Source organism: Paralcaligenes ginsengisoli (assembly GCF_054781135.1).
The window spans coordinates 69,118-88,630 of sequence record NZ_BAAGUZ010000002.1 but is presented as its reverse complement, the minus strand read 5'-3'; the positions used below and the strand labels follow the sequence as shown (position 1 = coordinate 88,630).

Here is a 19,513-nt window from a genome sequence, read left to right as displayed (position 1 = left end):
GTGGCCCAGCTCAGGAAAAGAGGGCAGTGAAAGCTGCGTTCATCTGCCTGTCTACCGGCTTGGCCAGGGCGCGTAGGGCGTGCCGGTTGCTTAGGTGTGAAATACGCACATGGTCCTCAGGATCGGCAGTCCGAAGCAGTGCGCGGTAATCCGTCTGGTCGGCCAATACGTCGGCAATGGTCGTTCGTTGGTCTGCCAGCAGTTCAAAGACTTCGTTTTCGTAGATGGCGGCGTTGGGGCTGGCCTGCACTTCGCCTGTTTTGGCGGCATAGGCCAGGATGGAAGGGAACTCATCCTGTACGCTGCTATCGACACGATTGAAAAGGATCCGCACCCGTTCTGGATCAACGCCCAGTTCAGACAGGGCAGCCACGGTCTTGATGGTTTCCCGCTGAGCTTTGCCGGTGTTAATCACTGGCAGCACGAAGTAGCTCATTTCTTCGTGAGCGTCTTCGTAGCGCATCATGTGCGTCAAAAAATCCTCGATGTTGCTGGCACCCACATCGACAATTGCATCTTCGCGGGTGAGCAGCTCTCGAAACAGTCGCCCAAAATGTTCGCCGCGCAGCTGATCGACATTCAGACCGAGGTCGGCGCCAGTTTCATTGGTGGATTCCACTGCAAAAATCTGGGCACCGTTCATACGTGGTGCCAGAAGGTGGGAGGCTGCCACTGTTTTGCCAACGGAGCCGGTGTAGTTGAGAACGGCGACTTTCATGGTTCATTCCTTTTCGTGGGGTTGTTGTTGGTAGATTGGGTACGACTGGCCAAGCCTTCACGACGCAGGGCTTCCAGGTCTATCTGCATGTCGCGAATCTTGCGTAGATCGCCAGGCGTCTGGATGTTGCGCGGTCGGCCCTGAATGGCATCGAGTGCCGGAGGAGGTGGGGACGGCTTCACTGCGGAAGTCGAAGGGCAGGCTGCTGTTCGCTGGGCTTTGCGCCAGCGGTACAGCGTGATGGCGTAGGTGCTGCGTTGCACGGTTAGGCCCGCAGCGGCCAGATCGTCCAGTACGGCAGCGTGCGGGACGCCAGCAGCCAGCTCAGCTTCGATCATGGGAAATAGCGCGCGCAGTTGGGCTGAAAGGCTGATGCGTGGGTCAAGGGCAGAAAGCGCAGCCCGATAGCGTGACACGGGTTGGGGTGAGTTCATGGGTTTCCAAGAGTTGGGTTGAATACGGTGTCGCTTAGTGGGACAGCTCAGGAAAGATCTCGGTCTGCTTGTCAGCCAGCCAGGAGCAACCTGCAGCCAGCGCTTCGTCGTAGGCAGACTGTTCGTCGGCGAACTGGACCGACTTGCCGCGTGGGCAGAACTGTCCGCCGCCGATCTCCTGACCATCACTTAGCAGGCGCAGGGTGTAGCCGCCGGTATCGGAGTGGTGAGGGACGATTTCGAAGGAGAACCGTAGTCGGGCCTGTGTCACTTCGGTGTGAAATTTTCGGGCGACTTCGGCCAGGCGGGCAGCCCAGTGCGGGCCGATGCGATCCAGGGCCTCGGCGATGCTGTAGCCTCGCTCGTCCAGCCAGTCGCTGCGATCTAGTACCAGGGCGGCGGTCAGTGCTTCGCCCAGGCTCATGGTGCCAATGCCGTAGTGGGCGGCTTGTTGCGCGATGTGCAATATCCGGGTGTCTATGGTTGTGTGCATGAGGACTCCTTTGCCGTGCAGCTTGAAGGGCAGTGATGGGGGATGAGGGTGAGATTTGCCCGAAGGGGCGGATGTGGCCAACTGCAGACCGATGCAGCCGCTGTGCGGCTGCTCAGCGTGAGAATTCAAAATGGCGTGGGTTATGTAGGCAGGATGTTGCACTCAGGTCGAGTGGAGATCGGACTTATCCACACGCTTTTGTGATAGAGATAAGGTAGAAGTAAGGTAGAAGGCGTTTCGATGGCTGGAAGCGGCCTGTTTATGCGGGTTTCCAGAAATTATGCGCGATGCTATGACGAGAAAACGCGATGTTATGACGATAAGCCGCGATCTTATGACGACGCAGGCGCGATGCTATGACGACGGTAAAAGGCACTTATCCACAGCCTAGAAAAGGTTCTGAAAATCAGCTTTCTGGAACATCTGCGCGATGCTATTACGATGGAGAATTTAACGATCCAACCGTATCCAGACCGCTTGTTGGTGGCCCCTGGTGGCGGTTTCTATACGTGGTTCTGCGATTACTTTCAAGGTTTCCAGTTCTGTCAGGCTGCGCTCCAGACTTGTCCGAAAATCACGCATGCGACCGGTGTATTGAGCGCGTTGCTTCAGGATGTCTAGGCTGTACTTTTGCTGGATGTCGGCGGAGGTCCCAATCAGGCGTTGCAGGCTTTTGGAGAGGTCATGTCGCATCAACAGGCGTTTGGTCCAGTCCACCAGGGCGTACTCCCGATTGCTAAAAATCTGTGCCCAGCGAGGATCAGCGTAGATCGTGTAGCTGCCGGAGGTTTCGTCATAATCGAAGCCGCCGATCATCGCCAGTACGCGGGTCGATGGATGGTTGCCGTAGCTGTATTTGACTGAGCCATCCTTTCTGCGGGCCTCGATGCAGAGGGTGAAACGGGCCAAGTCTTTCATGCCATCATGCAGCCATTCATAGGCGCTGCCGCCTGTGGGTCTACCCATGCCGCGCAGGAAATCTGCCCGGTTAATGATTGGCGCTTCGCCCAACAGGGCCGTGGTCTGCAAGTACATGGCATGCATCCAGATGTCGGCGTGGTCTTCGCTTAACTGCTTGCCGGATCCTTTAAGTAGGATGTTGCTGCCTTCCAGAAACACGGTCTCGTCGTGTAGGGTGCGCCATCCCCGGCGAACCGGCGCAAAGATGGCGCTTCGGGCGATATAGTTGGGAATGGCTCGGGCCGTTTCATTGATGCCAGGCAGTATGAACGGGGCAGGGGTGACTGCCTGCTTTTCTGCGGCAGCGGCCACGGCCTGGTTGGCCTTTTCCTGGGCGCGCTGCATGGCAGCCGACAGACGCAGCAAATTGTTGTCTCGGTGAAAGGGCAGGCGAGTGGATGAGGTCATGGGTAACACTCCAGACGAGCCCATACAAGGCCTGCCCGGAGCGTGTGCAGTGCCTCACACGGGTTCAGGGGTAGGGTGACCGGGCAAAAGGAAGCCAGGTCAAAGGGATTGGGATAAATACCCGTTAGGGCGTCGTTATCGGCTGACTTGCCTGCTGGGTTCAAACCAAAGTTCTTTCAGCTGAAACCGCTCGAAATACAGCACGATGTCTACTGTCTGGCGCAGAAATGCTTGGATCGTTGCCAAGTCGAGGTTGCCGCCGGTAGGCGATTGCTTGATAAGCACTGCCAAGCGATGAAACGTATCAGCCGCCCCATTGGCATGGGTAGTGGTGACCGACCCTGGGTGGCCGGTGTTCAATGCTGCCAGGTAATCCCAGGTTTCGGGGCCGCGCAGCTCGGCCAGGAATATCCTGTCGGGCGACAGGCGCATGCAGGCTGCCAGGCTCTCCGTTGCCGAGACACGGCCCCGCGTTCCGCCATACATCAGGTGAACACGGTTTCTATGCCTTGGCAGGATGAGTTCATGAACATCTTCAATCGTGACTAGGCGTTCATCAATGGACACCCGGTCGATGAGAGATCGGGCAAAGGTGGTTTTGCCAGATCCTGTCGCCCCGGAAATGACCAGGTTCTTGCGTGCCTGTACTGCGGCATGAAGGAATTGGGGAATGTCGCCAGCAGCCTTCAGGGCCAAGAGTGTCTGGTCGGTCTTCGAGAGGCCGCCTATTGCGCAGTCGGCGGCAGTGTCGTGGGTGGCTTCAAAAGCACCTTGCGCTTGCAGTTCCTCCAGGGAGAGGGCCACTTGGGCGTGCTTTCGGATATTGATGGCCAGCGTGCTGTCGATGCAGGCCGGAGGCTGCACGATCTGGCCGCGTTCGCCGTCGGGCAGGACGACCGATTGAATGGGACTACGTGCCATGTGGTTGTAGGCGGCCAAGGCTGTAGCCAGGGCTTCCAGGTGTGGGTAGGAAAGCTGGGCGCGTTCGTGCAACTGCCAGGCCCCGCGTGTGCGGGTGTAGAGTTCACCAGGGCGCACGATGGCGATTTCAGTCACGGCGGGGTCCTGCAGATGGGCGGCCAGTGGGCGTAGAAACGTACGAACAGCGATGGCCCGATCAAAGGGAATAGGTTCAGGGGATGGGTTCGAGCTCATAGACTTTGCTGAAATCCAGATCGCGGGCGACCATGATGCCGATGCGCTCGCCCTGGTTTTTGTAAAGGGTGGGGGGTATATTCAGGGACTTTTCCAGAATCTTGGAAACAGCTTCCTGGCCGCCTTCGCTGGTGTTCTCAAAACGGATGTTGTTGCTGCCGGATTGCCCTTGGTCGGAAGCCCAGTTGCCGAGGTCACCGATCAGTGAAAGCAGGATGGCGTTACCAAAGCGGTCCCAGAAGTGGTTGTCGATATGGCCGTCTAGCCCTGCTTCGCCCAGGGGCCCCGTTCCGGGCGAGCTCAGATTCACGATGACACCGGTGGGCGTTTCCAGGCGGTTCCAGGTCACGAAGGCGCGGGCTTGGCCCTGCTGTATGCCCCCAGACTGATAGCCCGTGAATTTGGTGCCAGCATCAATCAGTTTGACCTTACCGTTGGCGCTCATGACGTCGTGCGTGGCCAAGCAGGTCAGAAGACCGGCCTGGGTGCTGACGAGCTTGGTTTGCAGGGTGCAGTCAATCATGGTGCCTTGTGTCAGCAGAAAGTTTCGGTCGCCCAGCTGGCCTGCCACTGACGGGGAGAGCTCTAGCGGTCGCAGTTTGTCAGCTAAGGGGCCAGCATCGCTATACGGGCCTTGCTTGCCACTAGCTTGATCTGTCGTCGCTCCGCTCTGCTCGGTGCCGCCTGCTTGCAGTGGGCTGGCCAGTCGTCGCTGGGCGACCTCATTGACGGGCGCTGGCGCATTTGGCATTGGTGGCGGAACGTAATAGCTTCGCGCAGCCTCGGGTTCAGCGGCCGGTTGAGGCACGGATGGTGGTGGCGCGGGGCGTTCGACCTTTGGGGCTTTAAGGCGATTGGTGATGCCACTTTGATCGACCTCCAACCCGGTATCCGCCTTTTCCCGGGTCTCACGGCTCCAGGTCTTTACGAGCACGCCGACTGCGACAGCCAGTGCGATTAATATCGTGAGCCAGAGGAAGGCCCGAGCACCACGAGGTGTGCTGTGCCCGGTTGTGTCCAAATCGGCCGTCTCCCGTTCCAGGCCACTATCCGGTTGGTTTGATGGGTGATCGTGGGTTAAATCATCATCTTGATGCCTGGCTGCTGCTGGATCTGAGCCTTGTTCGGTTTCCGTCATGGGGTGTTCCTTCATTGCGTGACTTCGCGTATCCGTATGGTGGGTACGGGTGCTACAGCGGCGGGTTGTTCGGCGGCAGCGCCTTTGACACGGCGCTTCACAGCTGGCGATGTGGTTCCGGTATGTGCTGGTACGGCTGTCGCGCCGTAGGCGTTGTTGTAGATGGCCAACACTTGCTCGCCCAGGCGAAGATGCCATAGCGCAGAAGTGCGATGCAGCACCATGGTGCGTTCATCTGCCATGTGGTAATTCGTAATGATTTCCTGGCCGTCTGGTGTGACACGGTACACAGTCGGGATGTCGGCCTGTGTGGCGAACTGCAGCCAGGTTTGACGGCCATCATCCCAGGCATGTACCGGTGCGATGTCTGCATCGCCGCTGCGGGTGTAGGCCTGCCAGTGCAAAGCTGCGCCAGTGGCCTGCAAGGATCGTTCAAGGGCGGCCTTCTGTGTGGCCTTGGTTCGCTGTCTGGCTTCAGCCTCTGGGTAACGGATCACGAGCTTGTAAAGGGCCGGTGAGCTGTGGCTGCTGCTATATGAGAGCCTAAAGCTGTAGTCGCGACGGTTAGTGATCACGATCAGATTGGTGTTGGCATCTTCTGCGGTTGGTTTGAAGAACAGATGATTGTCCTTGTGCGTAAACGCATAGGCCTGGCTATCGCCAAAGACGTGATAGACGTAGTGCTCACCGGGCTCCAGCACAATGTGAGAGGCCACGCCGATGACGGCATCGAGCTGGATGACATTGGCCGTGTTGTAGTTCACATAGCGCACTCGATGGTCGAGCCGTGAGTTGCGAGGTGTCTCCAGCGCCAAAACGCTGGTAGGTACGGCCAGGCAGAGAAACAAAGCCAGCGCCTGCCGACTGGGGAAATGTTCAAACATAAGGATTCCTTCTAAGCCTTGCAGGTGTCAGCGAGATAGGTCAGCAGCCAAGTCATAGCGCATGACCTGAAAGCCCAGCGGGTTTAGGCGGGCGACTTCCTCGGTGAGTGGGACGTCGGTGTATTGATAGGCCATGGTGGCAATCAGATGTCGGACCTTGGTGATATTGCCAGTAGTGACTTCCCGCTCCGTCTTGGTGAAGCGGACAATGGCGGCCTGGTTGGCCCCTAGAGTGATTGAATGAACTTGCACATCCACGGTGCTGTGTGCACCAAGGCGTGTCGTGACGGCATCTGGGCCTTCGAATCGTTTGCCGTATTGGATCTGAGTGGGTGCGGAGGAAAGCAGGGCGCAGGTGTCGAATTGCTCCTGAATGGTTTGCCAGCTATAGCCTTCGCAGTTCAGCACATAGGTATTCAGAAAATACTTGGCGATACGCTGGCCATAATCTTCCATGGGCTGGCCAAGACTGCTGACATGCTCGATGGTTCCAGTCGCGTTATCCACCCGCACCACATACATTTCGGGCGGCTGCTTGAGCGGTGTGAGACCGGCAACAGCGGCAACGGAAGCGAAAGCAATGAGGCCTGATGCCATGGCTACCTGCCAGGCGCGTTTTCGGCTGTTGATGAGCTCGCCAAGGTGATCGCGCTCCAGGCCGCGCGACTGCTCCAGGTAGGCAGCAATGTCTTCGGACTTGAGAGGGTCGGACATGAATCAGACTCCTTTTAACAAGGGCGGCGTAGCATTTACCGGTACACGTGGCGTGTCGGTTGGCTGCGGTGGCTGGGGTGCATGAAAGGCGCAGCCAACCAGTAGCCCGGCCAGCGCCAGGGCGGCGATGATATTTTTCATGAGTAAAGGATTCCTAACCCGCTCGACTGGCAGGTGGATGGGAAATATAAAGAGGTTTGATCGACCTGAAGTTGGCAGGTAGCGAGGTTTTGCTTACTTAGCGCGCAGGCGTAACATGCTGCGCAGCCGCAGGATGGAGAAAGCGCCTTTGGCTGCAGTTCCGACGCCCAGTTGAGCACCGAAACCATTGGATAGACCGGCAGCCAGGCCTGGGATCATCACCATGACTACGAGGCTGGCTACACCGACTAGTACCTGTGCTCCGAACAGAGAGAGCACGTCTGCCATGCCAGTCTCAATCTGGTCGGCGATCATACGGATCAGCTGAATGTTGAGCTGAAGAATGAGACCGAACACGAGACCGGCAAGTAAGGCCAGGAATATGAAATTCAGTGCTTGAGACACCCAGCTGTTAAAGAGGGGCTTGGTGGGCTCAAACAAAGTGGCAGCAATGAAGATCGGGCCTGCTGCGACAACTAACGCCATCCCCACTTTGCAGACCACGACAATCACCATGATGATGCTGCCCACCACGGCGGCATTAATGCGCAATAGGGTAGCCAGGATGCTGACGAGCACCTCCTTTGTTGAAGGCATGAAGTTGTACCAAGGGCGATCACTTGAGCCCAACATGGCATTCGATGCCTCGCTGGTTTCGCTCTGCAGTTTGTCCACCTCTAGAGCGACATCGCCTGTGCCCAGCGCCAATTGCGTAATGTCATCGGGCAGCTCAATCATGGCCTGGGCGATATCGCCTTGATACAGGCCGCCCACACCAAAAATCATGGAGACAATGGCGACCAGAATCGCCTTGCGAAAGAACTCAGTCACGGTCATGTTGCTCTGTCCGTGCATGAGGGCGAAAGCGTAGACGACAAACTGAAGGGTGAGTCCCACCACAATCACAGGCATAAGTGCTTCAAACAGTGCTTGCATGGGGTTGTTGATGGCACTGCTCAGGACACTTTCAGTCTGGCTCATGACCCATTGGGCAATTTCGCTGGGTGCCGAGGGAGGTGCGAGGGGAGGATTTAGGTCGGCCATGGTGCTGGAGCCTATTCTGTGGCATCGGCGTTATTGCCAGATACCGAACTGCTTCCAAACCAGCCGCCATATACCCGTTCCGCCCTGGCCTGTAGCAGATGCCGCTCAGCCTCAAGTTGCTGGGAAGCCAGCTGAGTGCGTGTCTGCTCCGCAGCAATATTGGCGTGTTCGATTTGGATGCGAGCTTGCAGTTCGGCGATTTCTTTGGGGTTGGTGGTTTGATTGATCTTGTCTTGCAGGGCATCGACATTGGCTAGACGCCGGGTCATGGAGTCATAGGCACGTTCACTCATGGCCTTTGCGGTTGCCTCGATATTCAGTGCGCGTTTTGAGAGCTGCTGACGATCATCTCCGAAATTGACGGGTGCCATCACATCGTCTGTTATCCGTGCGACATCTCCATTAAGACCCGAGCTGCCAGAGCGATCCAGAAGGTCTTGGGCGCTTGTTGGTAGCGCAGCGCGCAGTTGGTCTCGGATATCTGGGTTGCCCACCACGTTGCCGAAACCAGTCGACTGAGTGAAAGCGTTTAGCTGACTTTTTGCTGTTTGCAACTGCTCTGTGAGATTCTTCAGCTGGTCGCGAGCGGTTAATAACTGTTGCTGTAGTTGGGCGACGGTAGCTGCGTCCACAGTAGGAATGCCGCTGGCGCGAACAGGACTTAGGAATGCGACGGACAAGGCAATGCCCGCCGCCAAAAATTGGTAGCGCTTCATGGGAACTCCAGGAGGATTGGGGGACGGCGAAGGGATTCGCCGTGTTTTAAGGTCGTGCTCCAGAAGGAGCAGAAGGGACTACTTGCGGGAAATGGCGGCCTGATACTCGGCTTCTGTGATGCGCCGGGCCTTCAAACTGTCGGAGACGATCTGGTCATCTGCTTCTTTGTAGGCTACCTGTGCCGAGTCGGCCACCACGAGGATGTATTCCGAATCTTTGACCGTAGCGGGCACCGAATTGGAGCGATAGCCAACTTTGCCCAAATTATTCCAGGCGGTTTCTGTGAATAGAAAGCTATCGCCATTACGCTCGATATGAACCAGGGTAGGTGGATAGCGACCATTATCTGAAAACCAGTAGCCAATGAACTTTTCACCAGAGGGCTCTGTTTTGCAGCCAGCAAGAATTGCCAGGGCAGTAGCACTGGCGGCTGTGATGAAATGTCGTCGATTCATTGGGTTTCCTATGGTTAACGGTTGTCTAAGCATTCTTGGCAGTGCTTGATGGCTGCCTAGATGCTGGACACGCTGCGGACATGTTCGGTCTTTGTACGCCAGCAGGCCCGTTGCTCAGGTTTCAAAATGTTCCTCAATGCCATGCTCAAAGCATCAGTGCAAGCGCAGGCCGCTCAACTACGGAAGGCGTTATAGACATAGGTCTGGGCCCTCCTGCTTTGCTTCTTGTAAGTTGAAAGCGTGATCAAAGCGTACGCTGATCAAATTGGCTATCCGCTGATAATCGGCGGGCTCAGGCCGGTGTCCGTTCACGTCATGGATGTGCAGGCTGTAATATTTTTGTACACCTTGTTCAAAATAAGCACGATCTTCGCGTGGATAAGTGGAGCGGAACCAAATGTCCGAACTCATCCGGGGATCGGTGCAAGATGGTTCGGAGAGACCATATTCTCGGCCATGGAGCACCAGATCATGAGCATCGGCTGTGACGTGGTCAAGCTCGACCTTGCGGGTGCCGGCTTCGCTTGCTTCGAGTTCTTCATGCGTCCAGCATTCACAATGGACGGAAACAACAAAAATGTCCGCCGGGACGCTGGTTTCAGTTTCAGGGCCGGAAAGGCCCATGCGAGCATAGAAATCTTGATTCACGGTGTCTCTTCCTATGGGATGATGGTTTAGTTGTGGCCTTGTTTGACGGTAGCCAAGTACACGGGCAGCCAGGCAGCCGGATCGTTCCCAGCCTGAGCGACCGCTTGCTCGGCAATTTCTGCCATATCAGGGCTACCGGAGAACACCAGCAGTTCATCTTCGCAACCGGACAAGTCCAGCTGGGCGACCGTGACGCTGGATCCCTGCTTGATGAGGAACTTGCGGCTGGCCTCGCCCAGTGTTTTCAGCAGCTCGAACTCGGCGGGTGTCAGGCCAAAGCCCTCAATATAGTCGCGAGCTTTTGCTTTTGGATTAGGCAACAGGATTAAGGTGGCTGTTTGCTGTACCAGGGAGGGTCCAACCGGGTTATCTGTGATGGCTCCTGGCTCTTGGGTGGCGAAGGCTAGTACGCCGTTTTTCTTGCGTATCGTGCGGCTGGCATCTTGCATACTCTCTTGAAAGTGCTGGTCTTTCAATGGGTGCTGACACTCGTCGTACAGATTGATGATGCGGCGACCATCGTGCAGGGCGTCAATGCGGTGCTTTAGATACATCGTTGCCGCGCCTCGTACCGCGTCATCGTCCAGCAACTCGGTGAGGTCAAAGCCGAAGATAGGGGGCTTACCTACTTCATTGGCCAGGCTCAGCTCATCAGCAGGGTTGTCGAATACCCAGCCGTACTCCCCGCCTTGGCACCATGGGGCCAAACGAGCATGTACAGTGCTTGTGGTTTCATCCTCGCTGTACGGGTTAGGTAGCAACGTATTCAAGGTGGAAAGTGTTCGGGCGTTGTGGTCAATTAGGGTGACCAACTGCTGGACTGCCTGTGTGATATCAGCGTGCTGGCGTGTGTTGAGCGCTTCGCCCCTACGTTCGGCCAGGAATACGACCAGGCGCACCATGAACGCAATATTCCCTTTGGTGGGCTCCATTTGAAATGGGTTCCAACCTGTTGCTTCTCCAAGGCGGATGTTGAAATAGCAGCCACCAAGCGCCATGATCAGTACCTGCATGCCCTGATCCTTGTCCCAGACTACGCATGTCGCACCAAACTTCTGGGCCTGAGTGAGCAGCATTCCCTGCAGTACGGTCTTGCCCGTGCCGGTCATGCCGATAATCATGGTGTTGCCTGGACGTCGTTTGCCGGTCTCGTCCAGATCTTCGGTCGAGGCATGGAAGTTGAAGAAGAACGGGCTGCCTGTTTGGGTTTTGAGCAGAGTAACTGCCGGTCCCCAGGGGTTCCCGACCGGCTTGCCGATTAGCTGATTGTGCAGACTGGAAAAGCACAGAAAGTTAAGCGATGTAATCGGTACAGGGCGTGGCCGCCAGTGCCAGTTGCCGGGCAGTTGCGCCCAGAAACCGGCTTCCAACGCCCGGTCCAGAGTTCTGAAGCCAATGGCATCTTCGGCCAGTGCCGTGGCGCTTTGGGCCAGCGCCTGGCGTACCCCTTCTGCGGTGTCGCCATAAACCAATATCGTGGCGTGGTGGTCCCCCAGGCCGAGGCGGGCTGAAGTCAGATCGTCCATGACGTCGGCCAGCTGGGTAACCTGGCTGGTTGAGTCATCGCCGGAATCAACCAGCAGCTTGTGGTGTTTCTTGACCAGCTTTTTGGCGGCTGCCCCTGTGTGACTGCCCCAGGATTGCGTGAGCACGAATTCATGGGGCAGGCTCAGCAAGCGATCCAGGTGGCCGGGTTTGGTGGTTTCGGGATAGTCGCGTAGCTCCATCATGCCGAAGATGCGGGAATCCGCGATACTGCGCAGTTCTCCGAGCTCCCCACGACGGCTAAAAATCGGTCGGGCAAAGGGGAGGGTTTCACGCAAGCGTTCCCGGCTGATGGGCACTGACCGATGAACCCCAGAGAGCAGATAGCCCAGGAACTCTGCGGCTTCGCTAAAAGCAAAGCCTTTGCGATCCACAATCCCTAGAATCTGAGGATCGTAGCGGTACAGGCCTGCAGTCATGGTTCGCAAGATATTGTTCAGCCGTTCGATGGATTCGGCCTGCCAGAGGGTAAGGCGCTGGGCGTCAGCCTTCTCTAGGCTGGCGAAGGTGCCCAATATTGGGTCCTGAACCGGGTGAATGAGTATCGTCAGGTACAGGTCGTTAATCATCAGTCCAGAGGCATCAAACGTCGCCCGATAGGCAGCATCGAATCGACCAGCAAATGGCTGGGTAAAGGTACTGTCGGGATATTCGGTCACCCGGCGACGGACGACGTGGGAGTACAGGCCAAGTGTTCCCATGGGTAGCCCGCGCAATACGTTATGCAGCGCTTCTATCCATTCCTTTAGTTCGTCTTGCGCATAGGCGTCTGGGGTGCGGCCTGCCACCTTGATGACGGCCAGGTACTCGTGGTTGTCGCAAGCAATAATCTGATCGGTGACGTGGTGAGAGTACGGCAGGTAACGTGATACCAGCCGTTCGTCCACAGCCAAGGTGGCAGCAGCAGTCATGGAGTTTTCCTTTATTTGATGAGGTGGCGCCAGGGCCGGTGTCGGTGATAGCCCTGAAGGGCATAGCTTGATCCGCGCCAGAAGCGCTGGTTGCGGTTGCGACGCCGTGTTTTGAATTCAAGCCAGAGCACGTCCAGCGCCTTATCGTCATCACGGGTGAGGAGGGCAAGTGCGGGTATGACCAGGAAAAGCAATCCCCACCAGGCCAAGCCAGCCATCATGGCGATGATCGCTACGCAGGCGAAGGCTCCGAGCAACAGCGTGGTGGGGATACCCATAAACGTGGCCTTTCGGCCCAGCCCTTTGAAGACGGGATAGGAGTTGGCTGCCATCGCTTACTTCCAGAGCAGTATGACGAGCTCTGCTGCAGAGCCCGCCAACAGCACACCAATGCCCCAACGGATGGCATCGTCCTTGCGCATGACCTCTGCGGAATACAGTACGAAGATAATGACACCGATGATGACGGCGGCAATAGGCAGAATCACATCAAGATTGTCCTTGAGTGTCTGTAGTGTGGATTGCGCCCTGGACAAGCCGCCGATGGACTGTGCAAGTGCAGCCTGATGGATACCTATCAGTAGCCATGCAGTAGTCAGTTTGTTAATCATGCGTAGGAAGGGTGCTGCCATTTTGAGTTGCTTCAGTAGCGACATGGAAAGGCTCCTGCCCCAGGGCGCTGTGTGGCGTTGGGGTCATAGGGGATAGTAGAAAAAGGGAATGTGTGGGTATAGCCCTGCAGGCGTTAGAGCGCCGAGCCTTGGTCAGCTTTTGACTCTGCCTCGTGCTTCTGTACAAAACCGTCGGTCGCTGGGTTCGCGCTGAAACCGTCTGGAGTCCCTTCAACTTGAGCAGGCGCTTCTTGGTCGGGATTCTGTGTTGACGGTGGTTTTGGCGATTCGCCATCCCTTGTGGGGCCAGATGCTTCTGTTTTCAGGGGTGCTAATGCAGGCACCTTGATGTCGGCCTTGGCCAGGACCTTGCCAACATACCCATTGGTGAAGCCGCGCGTGAAGTTGCCGGTGTTGTAGCAAGACAGTGCGGCACGCAAAGCCTGTTGTGGGGCCTTGTGCCGAGATAATGATCGGGCATAGCACTCAGCAAGCACCGTCTGGGCAGCCGCCAGATTGCGGCAGGGATCGAAGACGGTTTTGGTGTCCAGGTTTAGCCAGGCCCAGTTTCGTACGTTGATCTGCCCCAAACCGGCATCGAAGTCGATACCTTGATCAATGAGGCCCTGTGCTGCTTCGGTGGCTTCTGTTAACGTTCGAGGCTGTTGCCGCAGGTGCTTGCCCTTGCGGTTTACGCCGATGGCGTACTGACGGGCGCGAGACTCATGGCTGATCAATGCATGGAGCGTTATCGGGTGAATATTAGGTGCGCAGGCAAGGGCCAGGGCGGCAAGTTCAGCGATCATGGAATGGCCCCTATCAGTGATCGGCCCTATGGCTGGGATCCGTTAGCGAAAAATTCCAGCCGCTGGCCCAAAGTCCGTTATGGTCGGCATCCCATTTGGCTTGCGCTGTCTCGTAATCTTCAACTTTGACCCAGTGCCCGCCCATGGTGGGTCTCCCTACGTAGCGCACAGACAGCTCATGAGTCCAGGAGTGATCGTTGTAAACGACACAATACGTGGGCAATTGATCGAGTGTGACAGTAGGAAGCGAATGGACTTCGTAAACGGTCTGCCCGCTGTCGCCGCCGTACTCGTGCTTACGCCATTTGTAGGCCGTATCGGCATAGGCTTGGTTCAAATATTCTGGGTCGCATTTCCCGGCCCCGCGTGAGATGGCGTCAATGCGTTCTGGCATGCCCTGATCGGTTGATGCTGGGCACTGGGATAGAAAGGAGCGTCTGGCGTCGACGGTTGCTGACCAGTCCAGGCCATGTTTGCTGTATTTTTTGATGTCGAAGTAGTGATCCAGGGATGGGCTGCATTCGTTGGGCCGCAAGCCGGAGGATAGGCACAGCGTTGCTTCGCAGGCTAGGCGAGGGATACCGGTGAGTAGACCATCGGCAGCGACAGCATGGGTGACAGGAGCCAGGACGCAGGCGAGCGCCAGCGCCCCAGCCCGCAGATCGGGAAAGGATTGCATGAAGGTGTCTCCGGGGAAGGGGTACAGCAGATGGCCAGGGAACAGGCCGGGGATGGGTTAGCGTTGGCGCTGCAGATTCTGTTGGGCGATGGCGATCTGTTCAGGCTTGGCCATGGCCCGCACGAGATGGGCGGTTTCGATGGTGGCCTGTCGGGTATCGCGCAACTGCCCCAAGTCGGCCACGATCTGGCGCAGCAGCGTCAATTCTTCCTGCAGCGTGTCGTCAGCGGACAGCCGCCGCCTTATATAGTTAGAGAGGGACAGCCCGGAAAGGGCGGCTGCTTCGCCCAGGCGTGCAGCATGAGACGAGGTCACCCGGATGCGGATGACCTCGGAGAGGGGTTCGTTCATGAGTGGACCTATAGGCGGGGTGACGTAGTGAGCTTGTGTCGGTACAGCAGTTATTGTCTCAAATGTCTTAATCTAGACACAATATGACATATATGGTTAGATGCGTTAGGGTGGGTCTGGTAAAAGCCGCTGATGGCCAGAAGCCGATATCAAATTTATGGTTTAACCGCAGGAGTTTTTTATGGCCGATACGAAAATCGTCTTCGTTGCCTTCGCAATCGAGGATGTACGGATCCGCGACATGATCAAGGGGCAGTCTTTGCATACCGATTCGCCCTTCGAGTACGTCGATATGTCGGTTAAAGAAGCCTATGATGAAGAATGGAAGAAGAAGGTGCGGACCCGTATCCTTCGGTCGGATGGCGTTCTCGTGATCGTCAGCAAGAACTCCCTCAGTTCCAGCGGGCAGAAGTGGGAGATTCAATGCGCCAAGGAAGAGAAGAAGAAAATTCGCGGCATCTGGGCATACAAGGAAGATCGCACGGATCTCGCCGGCGTGAATACAATGGTTTGGACTTGGCCCAATATTGCTGCCTGGATTGATAGCCTCTAATGCGCAAAGCACTTATCGTTGGTATCGACCACTACACTAATGTTTCGCCGCTCTATGGGTGTGTGAACGACTCCTTTGCGGTTAAGGCGATGCTTGATCGACATGCCGATGGGTCGGTGAATTTCGGTGTGAAGCATCTAACCGCCACTGGGCCGAGCGATCCTGTAGAGCGGGATGATCTTCGGCAGGCCATTGAAAGCCTCTTCGCTGATGAAGGTGAAGTGGCGGTCCTTTTCTTTGCGGGGCACGGTCATATCGAAGCAACGGGTGGCTACCTCTGCTCTTCCGATGTGAAGAGCGGAAACGATGGCGTACCATTAGCCGAGATTATGACCATGGCCAACCAGTCGAAAATTCAGAATCGAGTGATCATTCTGGATAGCTGCCACAGCGGTGTCGCAGGAGGAAGCGCGTTGCAGCAGAACATAGCGGAGATCAGCGATGGAGTGACCATCCTCACTGCCTCAACTGCGGAACAGTATGCGACCGAGGAAGATGGGGCTGGGGTCTTTACCAGCTTGTTAGTCGACGCGCTCGGCGGTGCTGCCGCAAACCTTGTTGGGGATGTAACTCCAGGCGGTGTCTATGCGCACGTGGATCAGTCGTTAGGGCCATGGGCCCAGCGGCCTGTTTTCAAAACCAATGTTAAGCGCTTCGTATCTTTGCGGAAAGTGCAGCCTCACTTAGAAGTATCCGAACTTCGTCGGATTTCAGAGCTTTTCCCGGCTCCTGGGTTTCAATTCCAACTCGACCCCACGTATGAGCCAGAGCGGCACGAATCCTGGGCGACGAACCCGCAAGGCATTCCAGCCCCCGACCCGGATCACAACGCGACCTTCAAGATCCTACAGGAATACAACCGCGTAGGGATTGTCGTCCCTGAAGGTGCTCCGCACATGTGGCATGCCGCCATGGAGAGCAAAACCGTCCGTCTTACCGCTCTCGGCGAGCACTATCGGCGGCTAGCGGCAAAAGGATTGATATGAGTACCAGCATGCTTGATAGCACATGGAGCGCAAGCTAGCATAACAATTCTTCTTAGACTGCACCTTAAACGCAGGTCAACATCAAATGGTTAATTGGCCAGTACTTTTTCGGATCAGTATTATCTTTCCAACTGATCCAGTTTCCCCACCAAATCCTCAGCCCTAAGATGCGTATATCGTTTCAGCATCTGCATAGACTTATGTCCGCTGATCGCAGCCACTTCCTGATCTGAAAGCCCGGCCTCCACCAATCGGCTAACCGCTTCATGCCGTAAATCATGAAATCGGAAATCAACTAGGTCAGCCGTTTTCTTGGCGTCATTCCATGCCTTATCAAACAGATAGGACCGTCGGATACCATCACGGCCTGGCTCACCAAAGAACACTAGATCCGTCTCCGATGGCCGTAACGGATTGTCCAGTGCAGCTTGAAACGTGCTTGTCGCGGCCTTGGTCAGCGGCACAGTACGTGGTGATGAGTTCTTGGTATGTTCCAGCCTGACGACACGCTTTTGCATATCCACCTGGCCCACCCGCACCCCTGCAATTTCCGACAGGCGCATCCCGGTTTCCAGCGCGATACGCACTATCCAGCTAAACATCGGATTCGAATAGGCATCCACTGCTGTCAGTAGCCGTTTATTCTCTGCCGATGTTAGCCGTCGGTTACGCCCAGCACCAGGGGCAGGGCGGCGAATATTAGACACTGGATTGAACGGCAGCCCAATGCCCCATTCCTTGATCGCAACGGTGAATAGGTGGCCAAGCAGGGCCAGTTCCAGCCGTACAGTGTTATTGCTACGCGGAACGCGCTTGCCGTCTGCATCCTCATCGCCAGCCAGACGAGCATCACGGTACTGGGCAACAATATCAGCACTTAAGCTAGCGAGCGAATATTTACCCAAATGCTTGATCAGCGCCTGGGATTTCTTATGTTCGCCAATTTGGGTCGATGCTCGCTTAGTTGGGGTAACTTCCCGCAGATAACGTTTCAGCGCCGCTTCAACGGTCATCCGTTCAGCCGGCGCACGATGTATGTACATTCCGCGTACCATTTCATCTTCAGTACGGCGCGCCCAGTCTTCGGCGTCTCTTTTAGTGCGGAAAGTTTTGGCGGTAGCAGGCCAGCCAGTTTTGCGGATTAGTGCCTTCCAGGTACCGGAAGGAGTCTTGACGATAGTGGCCATTTAGGCTCCGGATGATGCTCAACGCTTCACCACTGTACCGAAACTGTACCTAACTCGCAATCTTGGAAAATCCCCCAGTCTTGGGGTAGAGGTCTGAATCCAGCTAAACACTTGTAAACACAGTGTATTTTAAGCTGGTGCCCGGGGCCGGAATCGAACCGGCACGCCTTGCGGCGGGGGATTTTGAGTCCCCTGCGTCTACCAATTTCACCACCCGGGCCTTGGAGCAGAACGCACAACCAACAACCGTGCGCTTGATAGGAAAGAACGCGATTATAGCAGCTTTGCCAACCTTGCAAAATCGCCCCACTCCTCCGAAATCATGGCGGCGGCACGGCCTTGGTGTTGTCGATATTGGTGCATATCGTCAATATATCGGCCGGCTCTTTGCTGATCGACAAATACTTGTGCCCCAGGGTGCTGTTGAAGTAGGCCGATTCGCTTTTCTTCAGGGTAATGATAGTGGCATTCTCGAAATGGATCTGCACGGCGCCGCTCAGCACCATGACGAATTCCTGCCCGGGGTGGCGGATATAGTCTTCGAAGTCTTCCAGCTTGCGCGAGAGGATTTTCGCCTGCATGGGGATCATGATGCGCTGGGCGGAGTCGCCGAACAGGAACTTGATTTCGTAGTTGTCGGTGGAGTAGGTCTTGGGTGTGGCGTCGGCAGAGGTCAGTATGCTGTCGTGCGCGTCGTCGTGGGGCCCTTTGGACTCGAACAGTTCCGACATGTCCACGCCCAGGGCCCAGGAAATGGCCACGAATTTCTCGTAGCTTAGCGAGGTTTGCCCAAGCTCCGCCTTGGACAGGGTCGATAGCGCGACGCCGGATTGCGCGGATAGGGCCTTCAGTGTGAAGCCCTTTTTCTTGCGGATGGCGCGCAGGCGCAGGCCCAGTGCTTCTTTGGAGACGATTTCGGAAAAGGGTTTGGCGGGGTGCGCGCTCATGGCATGCATTGTATAGGTTGGGCTTTATACAAAGTGGCAGGCGGCCTGCTGCTCGCCGTCGATGGTTCGAAGCAGGGGTGTTTCCTGGGCGCAGCGGGCCTGGGCCATGGGGCAGCGTGTGCGGAAGGCGCAGCCCGAGGGCGGGTTCATGGGGCTGGGGATTTCGCCTTCCAGGCGCTGTACGTCGGCCTTGCCGCTAACGTCGGCAAATCGCGGCACGGCGGCGATCAGGGCTTGGGTGTAGGGGTGCCGGGGGTGGTTGAAGATGGCGTCGCGGGTGCCGGTTTCTACGACGCGGCCCAGGTACATGACGGCGACCCGGTGGCTGATGTGCTTGACGACGCTCAGGTCGTGCGAGATGAAAATATAGGTCAGGCCCAGTGATTTCTGCAGGTCGGTCAGCAGGTTGATGACCTGGGCCTGCACCGATACGTCCAGCGCCGACACGGGTTCGTCGCAGACGATGAATTCGGGTTCCAGGGCCAGGGCGCGGGCGATGACGATGCGCTGGCGCTGGCCGCCGGAAAATTCGTGCGGGTATTTTTTCAGGGCCTCGGGCTTGAGGCTGACGAGCTTGAGCAGCTCGGCGATGCGCCGGTCGGCGTCTTTGCGGGCGTAGTTGAAATTGCGCAGGGGCTCCATCAGTATGGATTCGACGCGCATGCGGGGGTTCATCGATGAAAACGGGTCCTGGAAGATGAACTGGATTTTCTTTCTCAGGGCGCGCAGTTCATGGCCCTTCAGGCCGGTGATGTCCTGCTGGTCGAAGCGGATTTCGCCGGCGGATGATTCCAGCAGGCGCGCCAGGCAGCGGCCCAGTGTGGATTTGCCGCAGCCGGATTCGCCGACGATGCTCAGGGTTTCGCCTTTGCGAACGACCAGGGATACGCCGTCGACGGCTTTCAGCAGGGCCGTGCCCTGGCTTTTCTTGACCTTGAAGTATTTCTTCAGGTCGCGGACTTCGACGTAGGGGTGGGGGGCGCCGTGGTCGGCGGGCTGTGTGTGCATAAGGAGTCTCGCTTTGGGTG

At 56.7% G+C, this 19,513-nt stretch carries 24 protein-coding genes and 1 tRNA gene; 2 read left to right on the top strand and 23 right to left on the bottom strand.

Annotation, left to right across the window (positions count from 1 at the left end; all coding sequences use genetic code 11):
* Window positions 1–10: 10 nt before the first annotated feature.
* The 19 genes from stbB to ACYVIS_RS00525 all read right to left on the bottom strand — a co-directional run bounded on the left by stbB (window position 11) and on the right by ACYVIS_RS00525 (window position 14,812).
* Window positions 11–718: a StbB family protein gene (gene stbB / locus ACYVIS_RS00615; protein WP_460872976.1), complete on the bottom strand. Its 708-nt coding sequence runs from the start codon at window positions 716–718 to the stop codon at window positions 11–13.
* Window positions 715–1,152, bottom strand: a complete 438-nt coding sequence (locus tag ACYVIS_RS00610; protein WP_102075738.1) for a hypothetical protein — start codon at window positions 1,150–1,152, stop codon at window positions 715–717. Before ACYVIS_RS00610 ends, stbB begins: the two co-directional genes overlap by 4 nt.
* A gap of 34 nt (window positions 1,153–1,186) precedes the next feature.
* Complete coding sequence (locus ACYVIS_RS00605) at window positions 1,187–1,645, bottom strand: hypothetical protein (protein ID WP_460872975.1); 459 nt, start codon at window positions 1,643–1,645, stop codon at window positions 1,187–1,189.
* 450 nt (window positions 1,646–2,095) lie between these two features.
* Window positions 2,096–3,013 carry a TrfA gene (locus tag ACYVIS_RS00600; RefSeq protein WP_460872974.1) on the bottom strand — a complete coding sequence of 306 codons (918 nt, stop codon included), beginning with the start codon at window positions 3,011–3,013 and terminating at the stop codon, window positions 2,096–2,098.
* A gap of 135 nt (window positions 3,014–3,148) precedes the next feature.
* Complete coding sequence (virB11, locus tag ACYVIS_RS00595) at window positions 3,149–4,168, bottom strand: P-type DNA transfer ATPase VirB11 (protein ID WP_460872972.1); 1,020 nt, start codon at window positions 4,166–4,168, stop codon at window positions 3,149–3,151.
* Window positions 4,146–5,306, bottom strand: a complete 1,161-nt coding sequence (gene virB10, locus ACYVIS_RS00590) for a type IV secretion system protein VirB10 (protein ID WP_460872971.1) — start codon at window positions 5,304–5,306, stop codon at window positions 4,146–4,148. Before virB10 ends, virB11 begins: the two co-directional genes overlap by 23 nt.
* An 11-nt stretch (window positions 5,307–5,317) precedes the next feature.
* Window positions 5,318–6,190 carry a TrbG/VirB9 family P-type conjugative transfer protein gene (locus ACYVIS_RS00585; protein ID WP_460872970.1) on the bottom strand — a complete coding sequence of 291 codons (873 nt, stop codon included), beginning with the start codon at window positions 6,188–6,190 and terminating at the stop codon, window positions 5,318–5,320.
* Window positions 6,191–6,217: 27 nt separating this feature from the next.
* Window positions 6,218–6,904: a VirB8 family type IV secretion system protein gene (locus ACYVIS_RS00580; protein WP_460872969.1), complete on the bottom strand. Its 687-nt coding sequence runs from the start codon at window positions 6,902–6,904 to the stop codon at window positions 6,218–6,220.
* Window positions 6,905–6,907: 3 nt separating this feature from the next.
* Window positions 6,908–7,045, bottom strand: a complete 138-nt coding sequence (locus ACYVIS_RS00575; protein WP_460872968.1) for a conjugal transfer protein — start codon at window positions 7,043–7,045, stop codon at window positions 6,908–6,910.
* Window positions 7,046–7,138: 93 nt separating this feature from the next.
* Window positions 7,139–8,026: a TrbL/VirB6 family protein gene (locus ACYVIS_RS00570; RefSeq protein WP_460872967.1), complete on the bottom strand. Its 888-nt coding sequence runs from the start codon at window positions 8,024–8,026 to the stop codon at window positions 7,139–7,141.
* 74 nt (window positions 8,027–8,100) lie between these two features.
* The gene (locus tag ACYVIS_RS00565) at window positions 8,101–8,805 is read right to left on the bottom strand and encodes a TrbJ/VirB5 family protein (RefSeq protein WP_460872966.1); all 705 of its coding nucleotides are present in this window, start codon (window positions 8,803–8,805) and stop codon (window positions 8,101–8,103) included.
* Between the two features lie 78 nt (window positions 8,806–8,883).
* The gene (locus ACYVIS_RS00560) at window positions 8,884–9,261 is read right to left on the bottom strand and encodes a hypothetical protein (RefSeq protein WP_460872965.1); all 378 of its coding nucleotides are present in this window, start codon (window positions 9,259–9,261) and stop codon (window positions 8,884–8,886) included.
* A 189-nt stretch (window positions 9,262–9,450) separates the two neighbouring features.
* On the bottom strand, window positions 9,451–9,909 hold the full coding sequence (locus ACYVIS_RS00555) for a hypothetical protein (protein WP_460872964.1): 459 nt from the start codon (window positions 9,907–9,909) through the stop codon (window positions 9,451–9,453).
* A gap of 26 nt (window positions 9,910–9,935) precedes the next feature.
* The gene (locus ACYVIS_RS00550; protein ID WP_460872963.1) at window positions 9,936–12,365 is read right to left on the bottom strand and encodes a VirB4 family type IV secretion/conjugal transfer ATPase; all 2,430 of its coding nucleotides are present in this window, start codon (window positions 12,363–12,365) and stop codon (window positions 9,936–9,938) included.
* Window positions 12,366–12,376: 11 nt separating this feature from the next.
* Complete coding sequence (locus ACYVIS_RS00545; RefSeq protein WP_460872962.1) at window positions 12,377–12,697, bottom strand: VirB3 family type IV secretion system protein; 321 nt, start codon at window positions 12,695–12,697, stop codon at window positions 12,377–12,379.
* 3 nt (window positions 12,698–12,700) lie between these two features.
* On the bottom strand, window positions 12,701–13,021 hold the full coding sequence (locus tag ACYVIS_RS00540) for a TrbC/VirB2 family protein (RefSeq protein WP_460872961.1): 321 nt from the start codon (window positions 13,019–13,021) through the stop codon (window positions 12,701–12,703).
* 89 nt (window positions 13,022–13,110) lie between these two features.
* Window positions 13,111–13,782, bottom strand: a complete 672-nt coding sequence (locus ACYVIS_RS00535; RefSeq protein WP_460872960.1) for a lytic transglycosylase domain-containing protein — start codon at window positions 13,780–13,782, stop codon at window positions 13,111–13,113.
* A 13-nt stretch (window positions 13,783–13,795) separates the two neighbouring features.
* Window positions 13,796–14,461, bottom strand: coding sequence for a TrbM/KikA/MpfK family conjugal transfer protein (locus tag ACYVIS_RS00530; RefSeq protein WP_460872958.1), 666 nt, complete (start codon window positions 14,459–14,461; stop codon window positions 13,796–13,798).
* Between the two features lie 57 nt (window positions 14,462–14,518).
* On the bottom strand, window positions 14,519–14,812 hold the full coding sequence (locus tag ACYVIS_RS00525; protein WP_460872957.1) for a plasmid mobilization protein: 294 nt from the start codon (window positions 14,810–14,812) through the stop codon (window positions 14,519–14,521).
* A gap of 181 nt (window positions 14,813–14,993) precedes the next feature.
* Here ACYVIS_RS00525 and ACYVIS_RS00520 point away from each other — a divergent pair, with 181 nt between their 5' ends.
* Together ACYVIS_RS00520 and ACYVIS_RS00515 are read left to right on the top strand one after the other, a co-directional pair.
* A complete protein-coding gene (locus ACYVIS_RS00520) occupies window positions 14,994–15,365 on the top strand; it encodes a TIR domain-containing protein (RefSeq protein WP_460872956.1) in 372 nt (123 codons plus the stop codon).
* On the top strand, window positions 15,365–16,351 hold the full coding sequence (locus ACYVIS_RS00515; protein WP_460872955.1) for a caspase family protein: 987 nt from the start codon (window positions 15,365–15,367) through the stop codon (window positions 16,349–16,351). The genes ACYVIS_RS00520 and ACYVIS_RS00515 overlap by 1 nt, the downstream gene beginning before the upstream one ends.
* Before the next feature lie 119 nt (window positions 16,352–16,470).
* Here the strand turns inward: ACYVIS_RS00515 and ACYVIS_RS00510 are convergent, their stop codons facing one another.
* The 4 genes from ACYVIS_RS00510 to ACYVIS_RS00495 all read right to left on the bottom strand — a co-directional run bounded on the left by ACYVIS_RS00510 (window position 16,471) and on the right by ACYVIS_RS00495 (window position 19,493).
* Complete coding sequence (locus ACYVIS_RS00510) at window positions 16,471–17,538, bottom strand: site-specific integrase (RefSeq protein ID WP_460872954.1); 1,068 nt, start codon at window positions 17,536–17,538, stop codon at window positions 16,471–16,473.
* 135 nt (window positions 17,539–17,673) lie between these two features.
* Window positions 17,674–17,758: transfer RNA gene (locus ACYVIS_RS00505), tRNA-Leu, on the bottom strand.
* A gap of 100 nt (window positions 17,759–17,858) precedes the next feature.
* A complete protein-coding gene (locus tag ACYVIS_RS00500; RefSeq protein WP_232742436.1) occupies window positions 17,859–18,485 on the bottom strand; it encodes a helix-turn-helix domain-containing protein in 627 nt (208 codons plus the stop codon).
* Between the two features lie 24 nt (window positions 18,486–18,509).
* Complete coding sequence (locus tag ACYVIS_RS00495) at window positions 18,510–19,493, bottom strand: ABC transporter ATP-binding protein (protein ID WP_460872953.1); 984 nt, start codon at window positions 19,491–19,493, stop codon at window positions 18,510–18,512.
* Window positions 19,494–19,513 lie beyond the last annotated feature (20 nt).